Origin of the sequence: Microcoleus sp. N3A4, assembly GCF_036701805.1 — a bacterium.
Taxonomy (GTDB): Bacteria; Cyanobacteriota; Cyanobacteriia; order Cyanobacteriales; family Microcoleaceae; genus Microcoleus.
The window spans coordinates 119,568-135,878 of sequence record NZ_JAUBRJ010000013.1 but is presented as its reverse complement, the minus strand read 5'-3'; the positions used below and the strand labels follow the sequence as shown (position 1 = coordinate 135,878).

Below are 16,311 nucleotides of genomic sequence, written 5' to 3'. Positions count from 1 at the left end.
AAGGAACGTCGGGAGATATTAAATTATTTAGGAAAGGTTTGCGGTCAATATTATTTAATAGTTGAAGATGGGTAACTTGCAAAATAAACCGGAGAATATTGTTGAATAAATTAAAATAATTGGCAACAGAACAATCATGTTGCCGGAATTTTAGTGTCTAATTTAGGGAAAATCAGTTCAGATATTGCCGAAGGAATATATTGGGAAATATAGGTAAATTCAAATTTCTTATATTTCGCCAAAATCGCAAAAAAATGATACTAAAATTAGAAAAGGTAGGCACAGATATTTTTCCTACACTGAATGTATGATAATCCTTAGTCATTAAAGCCAGAACTGCGGAATGTGGGTTCCGATGCTGCCGGATTTGATATTGCAGGCGGATATTAATTTTTAGGGACGATCGCACTTTTGGTCACTTTGTATAATCAAACCAGGCTTCAAAAACCCGGTTTCTGCCTAAGTTCATCCCTACCAAACCTTTAATTTTTCGTAAATACCAGGTTTCAATTGCCGATCGACCCTTTTTACTCACTTTATATAAATCAAGCCGGAGCTTGCTGCGGTCTACCCCAGACAATCCGCTCCTGCTTGTATACAACCATACCAGGTTTTGCGCCTTTCGGTTTGTATACATATTTCGGTTCTGTATAAACCACCGGGACTTGTTCGCTGTGGCGGGCGCGACTGTAATAAGCAGTCATGTCTGCGGCAAATTGCAAATCGGTTTCTTCAGCAACTGTACCGGGTTTGAGACGCAGCAAAGCGTGACTTCCGGGAATCTCTAGGGTGTGGAACCACAAGTCGTAGTCGTTGGCGGTGCGAAAAGTCAGTTGGTCGTTTTGGCGGTTGTTGCGCCCGATTAATAATTCAAAGCCGCTGGGGGTTTGGTAGCGGTGAAATTCGATCGCAGCATTTTTGTCGGTACTGCGATAATCTGGTACATCTAGATATTTTTGCTGGATCAGTTCTTCGCGGATTTCGGCGAGGGTTTGCAAATCTTGGGTGTTGCGATAGGTTTCCAATACCGAAAGTGCGACTTCAACTTGTTCTAAATAGTCGATTTCTTCCTGTACGGCGGCTAACAAAGGTTCTACTGCAATGCGAGCTCTTTTAAGTTTTTGGTGTTTTTTGTAGATTGCTTGAGCGTTTTGAACGGCGTTTTTTTCCACGTTTAGCGGAATGGTAACTGGTTTTTCTGTTTCAAAGTCGGGGAGAGAAATTGATTTCATTCCCGGCTGCCAATGCTGCAAATTTGCCATCAGCAAGTCGGCTTGGGATTTGTGGGTGTCTGCGTCTGCAGATTGCTGTAAACGTTCTTTAAATGTGTTGGCTTTGAGGCGCAGTTTTGCCAGGACGTTGTTGAGTTTTTGGGTAAGTTGATGCCGCAGTTGGGCGAATACTTGTTGGTTGATTTCGCCTGTGTAGTAGCTGTTAAGTATTTCTTGAACGGAAGAGAAGGAAGAAGGCTTTTCGGCTTCGCTGAGGGTAAAAACAGGGGAAGAGGAAGAGGAATCGGATTCGTTCCCAAGCTCTGCTTGGGAATGCATATCTTGAGGCTCTGCCTCTCTGGTATGATCTGGTGCGGGCCAATCGATGACGGTGTAGCCTTCGGGGGTAAAACTCGGGTGAAATTTGGAGTTTTCTAGGCATTGCAGCCAGTATAGCCAGCGCTGGAATAGTTGCTGCCATTCGTCGGGATTCAGGCTGTCGGTGGATTGTTCGGGGTCTAAAGAAGCCGATCGAATCATTGACAAAACTAAGGCTTTACTCATTCCTCGGTAATTCTTCAGCAGATTGCCCTTTAATTGACCGGGAACCAGGCTAATTCGCGATTGCCAGCGGTTTTGAGATTCGCTCAGGCTCGGCACTGCATCGGTCAAAGACGGGGGCATCTCGTAGGGTTGCCCGGTTTGGATGGGGCGGACGGTGGACTGTTTGGCGCTGACTTGGTGGGCGCAGGTGACAACGAGGTTGTCTTGGGCGGTGAGGATGACGTTGCTGTACTTGCCCATGATTTCGGCGTAGAGGTGCCAGAGGGCTGGTTCTCCGGGGCGTTTGGCGAATTGCAAGTCGATGACTCTTTCCCAGGATGCAACGGGGGCGATGGAAACTAAGGCTAAACCGCTGAGTTGGTGGCGCAGTTGTTCGCTGAAGGTGAAGGTGTCGGGAATGCGGGGCGGGGGGTCGCCGACGCAGATGCGGGCGGCCACAGGATGCCAGGAAAGGTCAATCCAGCCGCGCCCTTTCATGGTGCGGAGGGCCAGGGACACGGTAAATCGATCGCGCTGGTAGACTTGTTCTAAGCGCGCTGGCAGCCATTGGGCTCGCAGTTCGCTGCAAGCTGCGGTTAAAGTTGTAAAGTCTACGGGTTGCACGGTGGCCTCTTTGCGATCGAACTATCTATGTCTATGCTGACAGATATCGGTCGTATTTGACCGATTGTATCAAAGTTTTGAAAGCGAATTTGAAAAGGCATATCAGAGGCAGGCAAGATGCCGGCCCCCCAATCAATTTCTCTTATTCTGGTGGAACAGCCATCCTGCCTGTGCCGCATCAGAGGCAGGCAAGATGCCTGCCCCACAAGAAATATAGCTTTTTGTGGAACAGGCATCTTGCCTGTTGCTAAATATTTTGGTTCAAGCCTAGTAAATTCCTGTTATTGTTAGTTAAATGGAAAATATATCTATTCTCGAACAAGCTGCCAAGTCTAATTCTAAACCATCTCCCGCCGCCGTAGTCGCCGCCCTCCTAGAAGCTGAGAAAAACGCGAAAAAAAATAAAATTCGCTATTCTTTCGAGCAATTAATCGGCAACTGGCAACTCTGCTTTATCACCGGCACCAAAAAGACTCGACAAAAAGCGGGGATTGTGTTGGGTGCGGGACGTTACATCCCTCAGTGGATTGCGAAAATTCAAATTGCTTATTCGGCCGAACCTGTTGCTGAAGGAGAAGAGAATAGCGAAATCGGCAGGGTGGAGAATTCGGTGCAAGTTGGGGCGATCAAACTAACTCTTTCTGGGCCGACTAAGTTTTTGGTTAATAAAAATATTTTAGCTTTTGATTTTACCAGAATTACGGTGAAAGTGTTGGGTAAAACTGTGTATCAAGGATTTATTCGCGGTGGAGAAGCGCGGGAGGCGGAATTTTTTAGTTTGAGTGTGGGGAAGCAGGCATTTTTTGCATATTTTCTAGTAGAAGATGGGATAATTGCGGCTAGGGGAAGGGGCGGCGGATTGGCTTTGTGGGGGAAAGTTTAGAGGAATTGAGGACACGGCAATTGAGGACACGGCAATTGAGGACACGGCATTGCCGTGTCCCTACGGCAAAATAATCTATCGCCCTGGCTTTGATATAACCATCGCCCGATTAATTGTAGGGACACGGCACTGCCGTCTCCTGACTGTGGGTAACGGGTAAAATCAACCGGATTGGATGATGAAATTGCCCGATTAATTGTAGGGACACGGCAATGCCGTGTCCTGACTGTGGGTAATATCTCTGGAACTAAATACGTCAAATACACGGTTTACTCTTCGGTATTAACTACCGCGCATCGCCAATTAAAATAAACGGCGACCAATAAAACGGATGGCGAGCAATTTGACTCAACTTAGCTTGCCGCAAAGCTTCATTTTTACTCATCCCCTTATTGATATTTTGATAAAATTCAACCATCAAATCTTTAGTAGCGGAATCATCAACACTCCACAAACTCGCCATCACAGCTTGTGCGCCCGCACGCTCAAATACATAGGCAACTCCCGATATTTCTTCACCGTTAGAATTCGCTTGCATAGCAGTTTGACACGCGCTTAAGGTGAGGAGTCTGGTATTTTGCAATCCTAATAAGGCGGCCTCGCGAATATTGAATTGGCTGTCAGCAAATAACAGGGTATTTTCCTCCATCCCCAATTTTTGACAGCCTCCCTGTTGGAAACAGCCGTGAGTTGCTAGGTGTAAAAAAGGAAAGCGGGGTGCTTGAGTTTTGAATTGGTGGAGGGTGGCGGCATTGCCGATATAGGCGGAACTTCCGGGGAATAATTGAGCGATATTTCTAACTTCTTCTTCTGTACCAGCTAAATTTTGCGGAGCACGGGGAATGGGATTCCCTAATGCTAAGACTCCGCCTTGTAAAGTAGAATTGGGATTTGACCTTGTGGAAAGGCGGGTGAGATAGTTAACGGGATATTTCTGGATGAGGTATTCATCGGTTTGTTCGTCATACAGGGTTTCAAAGGGGATGTAGCGGAGTTTTCCCGTAGCGATGATGCTCAATTGTTTGGCGGAAGTAGCTTTAATTTGGTCTTCGATCGGACGGATGAGGATGTCGTAGAGTTTGCCGCCAGTTACGGTGACGTTGGGGTCGCCAGTGTTTTGCAGTTGTTCGCGGTATTGAGTGAGGAGTTTGTCGAATTCTGCAGGGTCGATCGGAATTTTTTTAACACTTAAACTGTCTTTGGTCAAGACGAATAGGGCGACGGTATTGGGGACATTTTTGACATTTGTCAGCAAGACGGGTTGAATCACAACGGTATCTGGTGCGATATTTGCTTTCAGTTGGGCGATGTCTTTGGGTGTGGTTTCAAAGAGTTCGGCGACTTCTGGGAATTGGCGCGAGATTTCTTCTGCTTTGCGATTGACTTCTGTTTCTAAATCCCGCATTTGTCGGGAGAGATTTTCTGAGAATTTGTCTTGAAGTTGGCGGCGGAGGAATTGGAGTTGTTGATTTTTTTGATTCCACTCGTCAAGGACTTTTTGTGCTTGGGGGTTGGCTACTTTGGCGTCAATTAAGCGGGTGTAGTCGGCGAGATCGGCTGTGGTGGCGATGTTGATCCATTGGAAAGCGCGATCGGCTTGGTTTTGGTCGATGAGAAGGGAGGTGAGGGCGATCGCTACGCTGCTTTCACCTTCTAAAAACTTTTGGCGATTTTCTCGCTGTAAACCACTCCGCATTTCTAAAGTAATTTTGACAGATTGCTCCCAATTTTCGATCGCTTGAGTCGGTTGCTTCGTATTTTTGTACCCTAAACCGATATTACTCAAAGTACCAGCTTCCCCCGCGCGATAGCCCACTTGCCGCAGAATTGGTAAAGCTTGGTTATAGTATTTCAATGCTTCTTGCGGTTGTCCGATGTTGTCGTACACTAAACCGATATTACTCAAAGTACCAGCTTCCCCCGCGCGATCGCCCACTTCCCGGCTAATTGGTAAAGCTTGGTTATAATATTTCAATGCTTCTTGCGGTTGTCCGATGTTGTCGTACACTCCACCGATATTACTCAAAGTCTTAGCTTCCACCCTGCGATCGCCCACTTGCCGCAGAATTGGTAAAGCTTGGTTATAGTATTTCAATGCTTCTTGCGGTTGTCCGATGCTGTCGTACACTGCACCGATATTATTCACAGTAGTGGCTTCCCCCGCGCGCTCGCCCACTTGCCGCAGAATTGGTAAAGCTTGGTTATAGTATTTCAATGCTTCTTGCGGTTGTCCGATGCTGTCGTACACTAAACCGATATTATTTAAAGTAGCAGCTTTCCCAGAGCTATCGCCCACTTCCCGCCTAATCGGTAAAGCTTGGTTATAGTATTTCAATGCTTCTTGCGGTTGTCCGATGCTGTAGTACACTGCACCGATATTATCCACAGTAGTGGCTTCCCCAGAGCGATCACCTACTTCCCGCCTAATCGGTAAAGCTTGGTTATAGTATTTCAATGCTTCTTGCGGTTGTCCGATGCTGTAGTACACTGCACCGATATTATCCACAGTAGTGGCTTCCCCAGAGCGATCGCCCACTTGCCGCAGAATTGGTAAAGCTTGGTTAAAGTATTTCAATGCTTCTTGCGGTTGTCCGATGCTGTGGTAGACTGCACCGATATTATTCAAAGTAGCAGCTTCCCCCGCGCGATCACCCACTTCCCGCCTAATTGGTAAAGCTTGGTTATAGTATTTCAATGCTTCTTGCGGTTGGGAGATGCTGTGGTACACTAAACCAATACTATTCAAAGTAGTAGCTTCCCGCGCGCGATTGCCCACTTCCCGGCTAATTGGTAAAGCTTGGTTATAGTATTTCAATGCTTCTTGCGCTTGGGAGATGCTGTAGTAGACTGTACCGATATTATTCAAAGTAGCACCTTCCCCTGCGCGATCGCCCACTTCCCGCCTAATTGGTAAAGCTTGGTTATAGTATTTCAATGCTTCTTGCGGTTGTCCGATGTTGTCATACACTGCACCGATATTATTCAAAGTAGTAGCTTCCACCCTGCGATCGCCCACTTGCCGCAGAATTGGTAAAGCTTGATTATAGTATTTCAATGCTTTTTGCGGTTGTCCGATGTTGTCGTACACTGCACCGATATTATTCACAGTAGTGGCTTCCCCAGAGCGATCGCCCACGAACCGCCTAATTTGTAAAGCTTGGTTAAAGTATTTCAATGCTTCTTGCGGTTGGGAGATGCTCTGATAGTTAAAACCAATAGCATTGAGTGCTAATGCTTCGAGCTTTTTATCTTTTACTTGTCGTGCTAGCGCTAGAACCTGTTGCCATGTTTCTATTGCCTGTCGCGCTTGTCCTTGCTTTTCCTGTTGTATTGCTTGCTGTATAAGTCTGTTTCTTTCTTCAACCTGTGAATCTCGACTTTGCCCCCATCTCGGTTGCACCATCAGCGGCACAGTCAGAGAAGTTAGACACACACCCAAAAACACAACACTGCCTATAATGAGTTTTCTATTTTTCATAATTCACCAAATTAGATTAATACAATAGGTATCAAACGCAGAATCTTTTAATCCTTGAAACCTTCTAATGGCTCATAAAATCTATCAGATATGATAATCAACTCGCGATCGCAGCCAAAAAACGGCGGACAGAACTTACACACTCCCACCAAAGAAACCGGGTTTTTTACCGAATCTGCGGGCTACAACGAAATATTTTCGTAAAAAAACCCGGTTTCTGCCCCCGCGACGGACTCAATACGGAGTCGCTACAATTGTCATCGTCTTTTTCTGCACATCAAACTGCATTTCATCCACGAAAAATTGCCGATCTTTCGATACTCCCAAAATCCCCCGCAATTCCGGCCGATTCACGACAGGCGGCCCCAATTTCACCACAGCTTGACCTTTAACAGCATCTTTCAGCTCAAAAGCACTCATGGGAATGCCATTCCATTTGGCTTGACTGCTAGTAGCTGGCGGGAGTTCGCCCCGAATAAATCGCTCCCCATTACTACGATAAACCACCGCATTTTTGGAAAACAGGATTTTATTAATTTGACCCAACGGGATCGATAGCTTTTCCTGCCCTCCCTGTATCAATACTGTTTGCTCTTTCTGATCAATCTTTACAACTCGACCGTCTCTTTTTCCGCCGCCTTTCATCACAATTTCCGCTTGCGTCGGCAACGCTACGGGTATCGGCTGACTAGCGTTAGCCTCTGCTTGTACCGATGGCAAATTCTGTTTCTGGACTTCCTGACTGGCCGCATTAACTTGTGCTGCCATACCCGCTGTTACCGTAAAAAGTGCTACAACTAGAAATGAAAGTGTTTTGCGTTTCATGGTCCCCTAAACCCCCTTCAAGGATAAGCGTTACCCGTGCTATTGTCCTAAAATTGTACTCCACATCCCTTGAAGGTGATTCCGTGACTGCTTCTCCCCAACCTACTCCCGAATCGAATATTTTAGGCAACTTGGCCAGTGTTGTTGGCTTACTCAGTGCCGCTTTGTTTTTCACCGGCTGGATTTATCGCTGGTCTTATTTTTACTGCTTTCAGCTAAATGTAATTACCCTCGATTTACCAGTAGAATCGTTTTTCCTAGTACCGCTTCAGGTATTTTTAGGGGATGGCTGGACAATACTCAGAAGTGCGATCGCCCTTCTGCTGACAGCCCTCGCGATTTACCTCACTTTGTGGCTGGTTAATAGTATAAACAAGACAGTTGCTGCTAAAATTAATGGAACAATTACACGGTGGCTTTCCTATCCTTACGGCAGAAGATTCAGGTGGCTTTACCGCATCCTGAACTCTTGGCAACAATTTAATGTCAATAGATATAACTCGATCAAATTATTGCGATCGCTCGTTGACGAAATTATTATTGTCGGTTGGGTATTGCTAGTGTTGTTTTGGTCAGCATACCACCAAGGTATTGCCGATGCCCGACGCGATGCCGGGGAAAATTCGTCTTTACCCGCAGTTGCATTAATCGCCAAACAAGACAACATTGCTTTAGGCAGAAAACTCGACGATCCAACACTCCGACTAGACCCCAAAGGATTTAAGGCGCTCGGCGATGCAGGTCTATTTGCAGATTTGAGCAAAAGAGATTATACTGATATCAATAATCCCAAAGAACCTAGAGTTTGGCGGTTACTTTTGGAGAGAGGAAACTGGATTTATCTGTTTCCTGCTTTAACAAAAGAACAGCAAACAGACCCTAAAGCTCGCCCGCCTGTGATTGCAGTTCAACAAAGTCAATCCGGCGATCAATTGTTAATTGTAAGTCCCGAACCTTCTCAACCGTCTAAATAAATTCCGGGCTGGTTGATTGGATGCCAAAATAGTCGAGATCCCCCCTTAAAAAACATAGCTTAAAAAAGGGGGACTTTAAGAGATTTATGGTTTATTTAACTTGACAGTCATTTTCTTCGCTCATGGCTTCCAACATTCGCTCCAATCAACCCCCAGACCAGCAGATTTTTATCTGATCTTACTCATTATTTGATGAGTTCTTCGAGGGATGGGAAAAGCAATTTTTCAGCGCCGATTTTTTCGCAGTCGCAAGGCTGTTGAGTTGCGGATATTGCTGATACTTTTCCTAGCAGCAACTGGATGCTTTCGATTAGCAATGGTAGAGTTAATAAAATAATTGATGCCGAAACTAGCAAGCTAATTAAGCCGTCGGCCCAATTCCAGTGCAGCCAAGCCACGGCGATCGCAGCTAAAATTACTCCAACCGATGAAAATATGTCGGCAACTGCGTGGAGAAACGCGCTTTTGAGGTTCAAGTCGCCGTGACAGCAGGAATGCAAGCAACAAGCGTTGATTGAGTTGATGCTTAAACCGACAATTGCGGTAATTAACATCGGGAGTCCTTCTATTTCCGGGGTTGGGGACAGCAAGCGGGCGATCGACTCGGCGGCAATCCAAAGCGCGATCGCTACTAAACTGATACTATTAATTAAAGCAGCAATGATTTCTCCTCGTTCAGGGATTGGCGATCGGGCGATCGCACAATCTACTGGTTTATTTCTAGCTTTGACTGAGGAGTACCAAGTCGCTGTCAAAGTTATTGCTAAAGCTGCTACATCTGAAAAAACGTGACCCGCATCTGCTAATAGGGACAAGCTATGAGAATTAAGTGCGGCGATTAACTCTGCGACAAAAAAGCTGCTAAGCAGTACCAATGCTGTTTGTAAAAGTCGCACTTTGCCAATTCTGGGATTTGTATTCTCGCAATGTACGAGCTCCTTGGCGTTTTCAGATTCAAAATTGTCCGTAACTGGAAATGTCATGCAGCAGTCCTTCAGGTTAAACTCGATTTTTAATTAAACATTAAATTAACTATCAATGACTTATAATATACCAAATCCGAACCAAGAACCGGAAAAGCCGATCGCAAATTTCCCAAATCTTGAAATAAACCATCGTCCAATTAGCGACAATCAGCCAAATACTTTAACAGGGGAATCTTTAGTTGATTTGCGCCGCTACGATCGATCGAAATTCGATCGGGGAAGGCCTGGTTGGTTAATTTTGCTTTGGTGGCTGGTGCAGGCGATCGCATTTCCTCTCACTCCACACCCTTTTAACGGCATCAGAAGCGGGTTGCTGCGGTTATTTGGAGCGAAAATAGGTTGTGGTGTGATTATCCGCCCTACGGCTCGTTTTACCTATCCTTGGAAAATTGAAATCGGCGACTGCAGTTGGATCGGAGATGATGTTGTATTCTACAGTCTCGATCGAATTGCGATCGGCAAACACTGCGTCATTTCTCAAAAAAGTTACCTCTGCACCGGCACTCACGACTCCCAAGACCCAGCCTTTGGCTTGATAACAGCATCTGTTACTATTAATAACGGCGTTTGGATTGCCGCCGACTGCTTCATTGGCCCTGGTGTCGAAATCGGTGCTAACGCTTTAATCGGAGCTCGCAGCAGCGTCTTTAAAAATATGCCTGCAGGCTTTGTTTGTATGGGAACACCCTGTCGTCCGCGCGATCGGCGAGAAATTAACCAAAGTTCGTAAGAGATATTGCACCGGGAAACTAAGCTGCTTGATAAGCTTGTTGCCGAATTGGAATTTCAATGACGAATTCTATTCCCTTTCCTGTTAGAGGCTGGCAGTATAATCGGCCTCCATGCTTTTCAGCGATAATTTGGTAACTGATAGATAACCCCAACCCCGTTCCTTTACCGATAGGTTTGGTGGTAAAAAAGGGTTCAAATAGCTTTTGTTGTAGGGTTTCGCAAACTCCCCGACCGTTGTCACTAATATGAATAGCAACCCAATTATCGTCAATTAATTGTGTACAAATCTGAATGCGGTTCGGGTGTTTTTTGATTTCTGCAAAGGAACGCTGCTGATTAGATTCATCCAAAGCATCAATGGCATTGGAAAGAATATTCATGAACACTTGATTGAGTTGTCCGGCATGGCATTCTACTGGTGGAAGCTGACCGTAGTCTTTTACTACTTCAATCTCTGGATGCTCTGGTTTTGCTTTTAAACGATGATGCAGAATGGTGAGCGTACTATCAATCCCTTCATGGATATTTACAGCTTTCACGTCTGCCTCATCCAGGCGAGAAAAGATTCGCATAGACTTGACAATCTCCTGAATGCGCTGCGTTCCTAAGTTGATTGAGTTAAGAACTTTGATAAAATCTTCCTCCAAAAAATCCAGTTCAATTTCATCCATTGCTGCTTGAATCCGAGGGGTGGGATTTACATAATCTTCTTGATATAGGTGTATAATTTTTAGTAAGTTATGAGCGTACTCTTGGGCATAACCCAGATTGCCAGAGATGAAATTTATAGGGTTATTGATTTCATGAGCAATGCCAGCAGCCATTTGCCCTAATCCCGACATTTTCTCGTTTTGGATTAACTTAATTTGCATTTTTTGCAAAGCATCATAGGCTTGGCTGACTTCTACAACTTTTTGCTCCAATAATGTATTTTTTTCCTCTAATTTGTCTGTAAGAATATGAAGCTTTAAATGCAGTTTGACGCGAGCTAATACTTCCTCTTGTTGGAAGGGTTTGGTAATATAATCTACAGCCCCAACCTGAAATCCCTCAACTTTATTAGCCGTATCCGAGAGAGCAGTCATAAATATAATGGGAATCTGTTTAGTTTCTGGATTAGCCTGTAATCGACGACAAGTTTCAAATCCATCAATTTCTGGCATCATGACATCTAGCAAGATTAGATCGGGTAGAGCATATTTGACCCGCTCTAGTGCCATTTTTCCAGATTTTGCGACCCGAACTTCAAATCCTGCCTGACTTAAGGCATCAGATAAGACACCTAAATTAGCTGAATTGTCATCAACTATAAGAATCGTACTCTTTGGTTGAATTGCTGAATTCATAAATCTTACTTGTAGGACTGAATAAAAGTTAAAATTTCTTCGTCTTGAAAGTCCTTTGCCATCTGATGCAATATTTTAGCAAAGGGAATGTATTTGGGATCTATTTGTTCAAGTAGTGCCGCCTGTTTAACTATTTCTAGGAAATTTCCTTTCATAGCCAGCTCGTATAGTATTTCCATTTCCGTAGCAGGTGGGGCAATTAGCTCGTTGGTGTCTGAGACAAGTGGCAGTGGATCTTCATTACCTTCATAAACCCATTCCAAATCAAGATATTGTTGTATTTTTTTCAGGAGTTCCGTTGCCTGAACAGGTTTGGGAATAAAAGTGTTGCCTCCTGCCTCTAAACTTCTGTATTGATCTGCTTCAAATACGCTAGCAGAAGAGACAATAATGATGATGTCTTTGAAGTTTTCCGATTCTCGAACCCGCTTAATCAGCTCGAAGCCATCTAGTTCGGGCATTAGTAAGTCGGTAACGATTAAATCTGGCTGTACCTCCAGAATTTTTTCCCAGCCTTCCTGCCCATCGTTGGCTTCAGATACCTCAAAGCCGATCGGACTGAGCAAATTGCTAATTACCGAACGGTTAGCCCATTTGTCATCAATAACCACAATTTTAGGTTCGCGGTTTTTGATGCCGACAATCTGCCCGCGATGGTCGATTTGAGACGCTTTCACCCATTCATCCGCTTGAGATAGATTGACATCAAACCAGAAAACACTGCCCACATTCATCTCACTTTGAACCTGAATGGTACTGCCCATGAGTTCTACAATCCTTTTGCTAATTGCCAGTCCCAATCCCGTACCTTCCGTCTGCCGTCTGCGATCGCCTACCTGCTCGAAGGGCTGAAAGATAGCTTGGAGTTCATCTTGTGCAATGCCGGTACCGGTATCGCGTATTTCAAAGCGAATTTTTCCTTCTGTTGCAAAACTGACTGTAAAAGTGACACTGCCCTCATCCGTAAATTTAATAGCGTTGCTCAAAAGATTAATCAACACTTGTCGCAAGCGTTTTTCATCCGCACGAATACCGATCGGTAGTTCGAGAGTTGATGGAAAATGGAAGTGAATTCCCTTTAGTTCAGCTCGGATGCGACACATTTCTGCGACACCTTGCAGGAACGCCGGGAAATGAAAATCGGTGGGCATGAGTTCGACTTTCTGTGCTTCAATCTTCGACAAATCGAGAATATCATTGATTAACGTCAGTAAATGCGAACCGCACTGATAAATGACATCAATGCGCGATCGCTCTTCTTCATTCAAGACTTTGGAACGCTGAAGAATCTGCGCGTATCCCATGATGCCATTAAGGGGAGTCCGCAATTCGTGGCTCATGTTAGCAAGGAATTCACTTTTAGCCCGACTAGCTGCTTCTGCGGCTTCCCTGGCTTTTGCCTGTACGAATTCTGTTTGTTTGCGATCGTGGATATCGGTGCAAGTGCCAACCCACTCCCGGATGCTGCCATCTTCATTTAGAATTGGCACCCCTCTAGCTTGAAAATAACGATAGTTTCCATCGGCTCCCCGGATTCGATATTCTATCTCATACAGGCTTTTCGTTTGCACTGCTTCCATCCAAACCTGAGCCGTTCGTTCGCGATCGTCCGGGTGAATTGCATCTAACCAGCCAAAACCAACCACCTCAGCCTCGGTTTGTCCGGTGTAAGCTCTCAGACTCGGTATATCCGGGCATCTTCCTTCAGCATCCGTTATCCAGACGATTTGGGACGTAGCAGCGATTAGCGAACGATAGCGTTCTTCGCTTTGTTTGATAGCATCTTCGGCTTGTTTGCGATCGTGGATATCGCTGCAAGTGCCAACCCACTCCCGGACGCTGCCATCTTCATTCAGAATGGGTACCCCTCTAACTTGAAAATAACGATACTTTCCATCCGCTGCGCGCATTCGATACTCTATCTCATACAGACTTCTCGTTTGCGCTGCTTCCATCCATACCTGAGCCGTTCGTTCGCGATCGTCCGAGTGAATTGCATCTAACCAGCCAAAACCAACCACCTCAGCTTCGGTTTGTCCGGTGTAAGCTCTCCAACTCGGTAGATCCGGGCATCTTCCTTCAGCATCCGATATCCAGACAATTTGGGACGTAGCAACTATTAGCGAACGATAGCGTTCTTCGCTTTTTTTTATCGCATCTTCCGCTTGTTTGCGATCGGTAATGTCGGTATTAATTTCGAGTTGGGCACAAGGCTTTCCTTCTGCGTCGCGTTGTAATGTCCAGCGACTGGCGACAATAATATGCCGATCGTCACGGGTAGTGTGGTGCAGTTCTCCTTCCCAACTTCCGTGCTCGAAAAACTCTGCCAATAAGGTTTCTAATGGTTTAGGGAAGATGGTTTCTAAGAATGCGTGAATGAACTCCCCGGCTACTTCAGCTTTTGTCCCGTTATAGAGCTTTTCTGCACCTTGGTTCCAGTAGATGATGCGATCGTCCATATCTCTAATAATGATACTATCGCTAGCTAAGTCCAGTATTTCTAGGGTTTGACGGAGTGTTTGCTCGACTTTTTTGCGATCGCTAATATCTCGTGTTGTGGCGATGATGCCGAGGATATTACCATTAGCATCCCGCCAAGGAGCCTTTGTCGTCAAAAAGGTCTTAGTGGTTTCATGCTGAGAAGAGACTTCTTCCTCATAACTCTCAGTGATTCCTGCTGCCATAATTTGGCGATCTTTTGCCATAACTTCACGGGCAGTGTCAGGTGGCAGTAATTCCAAATCATCTTTGCCGATGATTTCCTCAATTGGCCGGCCCAAGAAGTTTGCCAAAATGGAGTTCATGGCAACATAACGCCCTTCCCGGTCTTTAACCACAATGATGTCTGGCGTACTTTCCAGAATCGAGTTCAGCAGATCGTTGCGTTCGCGCAGAGCTTGTTCGGCTTGTTTGCGATCTGTTATATCCGTATTTGCTCCCACCCATTCGCGAATCGTGCCATCAGCTTCTAAGATAGGCACTCCACGACAACTCATGTAGCGGTATTCCCCGTCATGGCGGCGCATACGGAATTCAACTTCATATAGCGATCGATTAGCAATAGCAGTTGACCAGGCAGTGGCAATAGACGAGCGATCGTCTGGATGGATAGCGTTGAACCCACCCCCTCCCTTGTACTCATCAAATGTCTGTCCTGTAAATGCACTCCAAGTAGGTTGCTCGATCGCTATTTCGCCGTCTGCATTGCAGATCCAAATAATTTGAGCGGTGGCTTCCATCAAAGAACGAAATCGTTCTTCACTTTGTTTGAGGACATCTTCTGCGTTTTTGCGATCGCGCTGCGCCGCCTGCTGTGAGCGAATATCCCGCGCAACAGTCGAAATAAATTCGACTTCGCCCGCTTCCGTTTTGTGAACGATCAAAACCTGAGAGACTGGAATTTCTTCCCCATCGCGTGACAAAAATAGGATTTCACCAGTCCACCTACCCTCTCGTAAGGCAGTTGGAATTACTTCGCCGTGAAATTTTGCCGTTGCCGAGGGAGCTAATACAGAATCTATAGTAAACGGAGATCGTGCTTCTTCTGGGGACATCCCCAGCATTTTCTGTCCGGCTTTGTTGAGGTAGACGCTATGCCCCGTAACATCCACAATTCCTACTAAGTCGGAAGTTGCTTCCAAAATTGCCGTCAGTCGTGCCTGCTTTTGTTCTGCCCGCTTGCGATCGCTAACTTCAATCACAATGCCACCAAGACCGCAAACCCTGCCATTTTCAGCCCGCAAAGGATAGTAAGATGCTTGCCAGTAGCGCAGGATGCCCGGTTCTTTCGGCGTTTCACCTACTAATTCACAGTCGAGAATGGGCTTGCCCGTATCCAGAATGCTTTGCAGAATTGGTTCCAGAGTCGGAGCCAATTCTGGCAGAACTTCACGCAGGGATCTACCAATATGGTCTGCCACACAAATGCCATTGGTATGGGCCATAACTTCGTTAATTTGGACGTAGCGAAGTTCGTGGTCTAAAATCAGCAGTCCGGCGTTGGCACCTGCAAAAAAAGCGTCGAAGCGATCCTGTGGCAATATCTGTGCTGTTGTGCTCTCTTGCTGTGGCGGTTGGTTTTTATCTGGCGGCAATTTGCTCATATTAAATCGTGCTTTTCAGCTATAATTCTAGAACTTCTTTCCAATTGTGCGATCGCAAGGTTTTCGTTTTCTCCTATTTGGGTACTGAAGAAAACGTTCAGTAGGGCGACCATTAGGTTTTCAATCGGCGATATATGTATCCCTGGCGACACTATTTCCCTTAATTCTTCGGGTGTATCGCCAAGCAGTTCTATTGCTCATCAATTCTATTGCTAATCAACCCTATCGGTAGAACATTGGTGACAACATAAGCTAGGGAAGCATTTGTCAATCAGCAATTATGCTCAGCATTTACTCAGATTGGGGGTGGAGAACTTAGATTTGGGCGATCGAGGAATCATGTCTCGCGCCATATTTATTTCCACCCACCCCCAAATCGCGAATTTTCCACTCCTGAACAAGCAGTGTTTCAGTAATTTTACTGATTGACAAATGCAATTAAGTTTTAATTGGTCAGAAATGTAGGTAGAATGCCAAGTATTCTTGGAACGTTCTCAATTTTAGCTAGCTCCGTTAAATTTTTAGTTAGATATTCTTAGATACACAAGACGGACTCAACTGGTACAGTGATAGCAATATTTCTCCCACCAGTTAAACTCATTGTAA

Annotated in this window: 10 protein-coding genes; 3 read left to right on the top strand and 7 right to left on the bottom strand. The window is 45.4% G+C overall.

Annotation, left to right across the window (positions count from 1 at the left end; genetic code table 11):
* Positions 1-545: 545 nt before the first annotated feature.
* Both QUA56_RS10530 and QUA56_RS10525 read right to left on the bottom strand, forming a co-directional pair.
* Positions 546-2,378 carry an NFACT RNA binding domain-containing protein gene (locus tag QUA56_RS10530; RefSeq protein ID WP_333356825.1) on the bottom strand — a complete coding sequence of 611 codons (1,833 nt, stop codon included), beginning with the start codon at positions 2,376-2,378 and terminating at the stop codon, positions 546-548.
* Positions 2,366-2,614 (bottom strand): hypothetical protein, encoded by a 249-nt coding sequence (locus tag QUA56_RS10525; protein ID WP_333356823.1) that lies wholly within the window; start codon positions 2,612-2,614, stop codon positions 2,366-2,368. Before QUA56_RS10525 ends, QUA56_RS10530 begins: the two co-directional genes overlap by 13 nt.
* A gap of 59 nt (positions 2,615-2,673) precedes the next feature.
* Here QUA56_RS10525 and QUA56_RS10520 point away from each other — a divergent pair, with 59 nt between their 5' ends.
* Positions 2,674-3,261: a hypothetical protein gene (locus QUA56_RS10520; RefSeq protein WP_333356820.1), complete on the top strand. Its 588-nt coding sequence runs from the start codon at positions 2,674-2,676 to the stop codon at positions 3,259-3,261.
* Positions 3,262-3,547: 286 nt separating this feature from the next.
* Here QUA56_RS10520 and QUA56_RS10515 read toward each other — a convergent pair whose 3' ends face one another.
* Both QUA56_RS10515 and QUA56_RS10510 read right to left on the bottom strand, forming a co-directional pair.
* Positions 3,548-6,739, bottom strand: a complete 3,192-nt coding sequence (locus QUA56_RS10515; RefSeq protein WP_333356817.1) for a tetratricopeptide repeat protein — start codon at positions 6,737-6,739, stop codon at positions 3,548-3,550.
* Positions 6,740-6,973: 234 nt separating this feature from the next.
* On the bottom strand, positions 6,974-7,564 hold the full coding sequence (locus QUA56_RS10510; protein WP_333356814.1) for a hypothetical protein: 591 nt from the start codon (positions 7,562-7,564) through the stop codon (positions 6,974-6,976).
* An 83-nt stretch (positions 7,565-7,647) separates the two neighbouring features.
* On the opposite strand from QUA56_RS10510, the gene QUA56_RS10505 reads away from it, so the two are divergent.
* Positions 7,648-8,538 carry a hypothetical protein gene (locus QUA56_RS10505; RefSeq protein ID WP_333356811.1) on the top strand — a complete coding sequence of 297 codons (891 nt, stop codon included), beginning with the start codon at positions 7,648-7,650 and terminating at the stop codon, positions 8,536-8,538.
* Between the two features lie 185 nt (positions 8,539-8,723).
* Here QUA56_RS10505 and QUA56_RS10500 read toward each other — a convergent pair whose 3' ends face one another.
* Positions 8,724-9,521, bottom strand: a complete 798-nt coding sequence (locus QUA56_RS10500) for a cation diffusion facilitator family transporter (RefSeq protein ID WP_333356808.1) — start codon at positions 9,519-9,521, stop codon at positions 8,724-8,726.
* Between the two features lie 55 nt (positions 9,522-9,576).
* On the opposite strand from QUA56_RS10500, the gene hpsU reads away from it, so the two are divergent.
* A complete protein-coding gene (gene hpsU / locus QUA56_RS10495) occupies positions 9,577-10,254 on the top strand; it encodes a hormogonium polysaccharide biosynthesis acetyltransferase HpsU (protein WP_333356805.1) in 678 nt (225 codons plus the stop codon).
* A gap of 19 nt (positions 10,255-10,273) precedes the next feature.
* On the opposite strand, the gene QUA56_RS10490 is transcribed toward hpsU, so the two are convergent.
* Both QUA56_RS10490 and QUA56_RS10485 read right to left on the bottom strand, forming a co-directional pair.
* Positions 10,274-11,602, bottom strand: coding sequence for a response regulator (locus tag QUA56_RS10490; protein WP_333356802.1), 1,329 nt, complete (start codon positions 11,600-11,602; stop codon positions 10,274-10,276).
* A gap of 5 nt (positions 11,603-11,607) precedes the next feature.
* Positions 11,608-15,705, bottom strand: a complete 4,098-nt coding sequence (locus QUA56_RS10485) for a PAS domain S-box protein (RefSeq protein WP_333356799.1) — start codon at positions 15,703-15,705, stop codon at positions 11,608-11,610.
* Between the last annotated feature and the right edge of the window lie 606 nt (positions 15,706-16,311).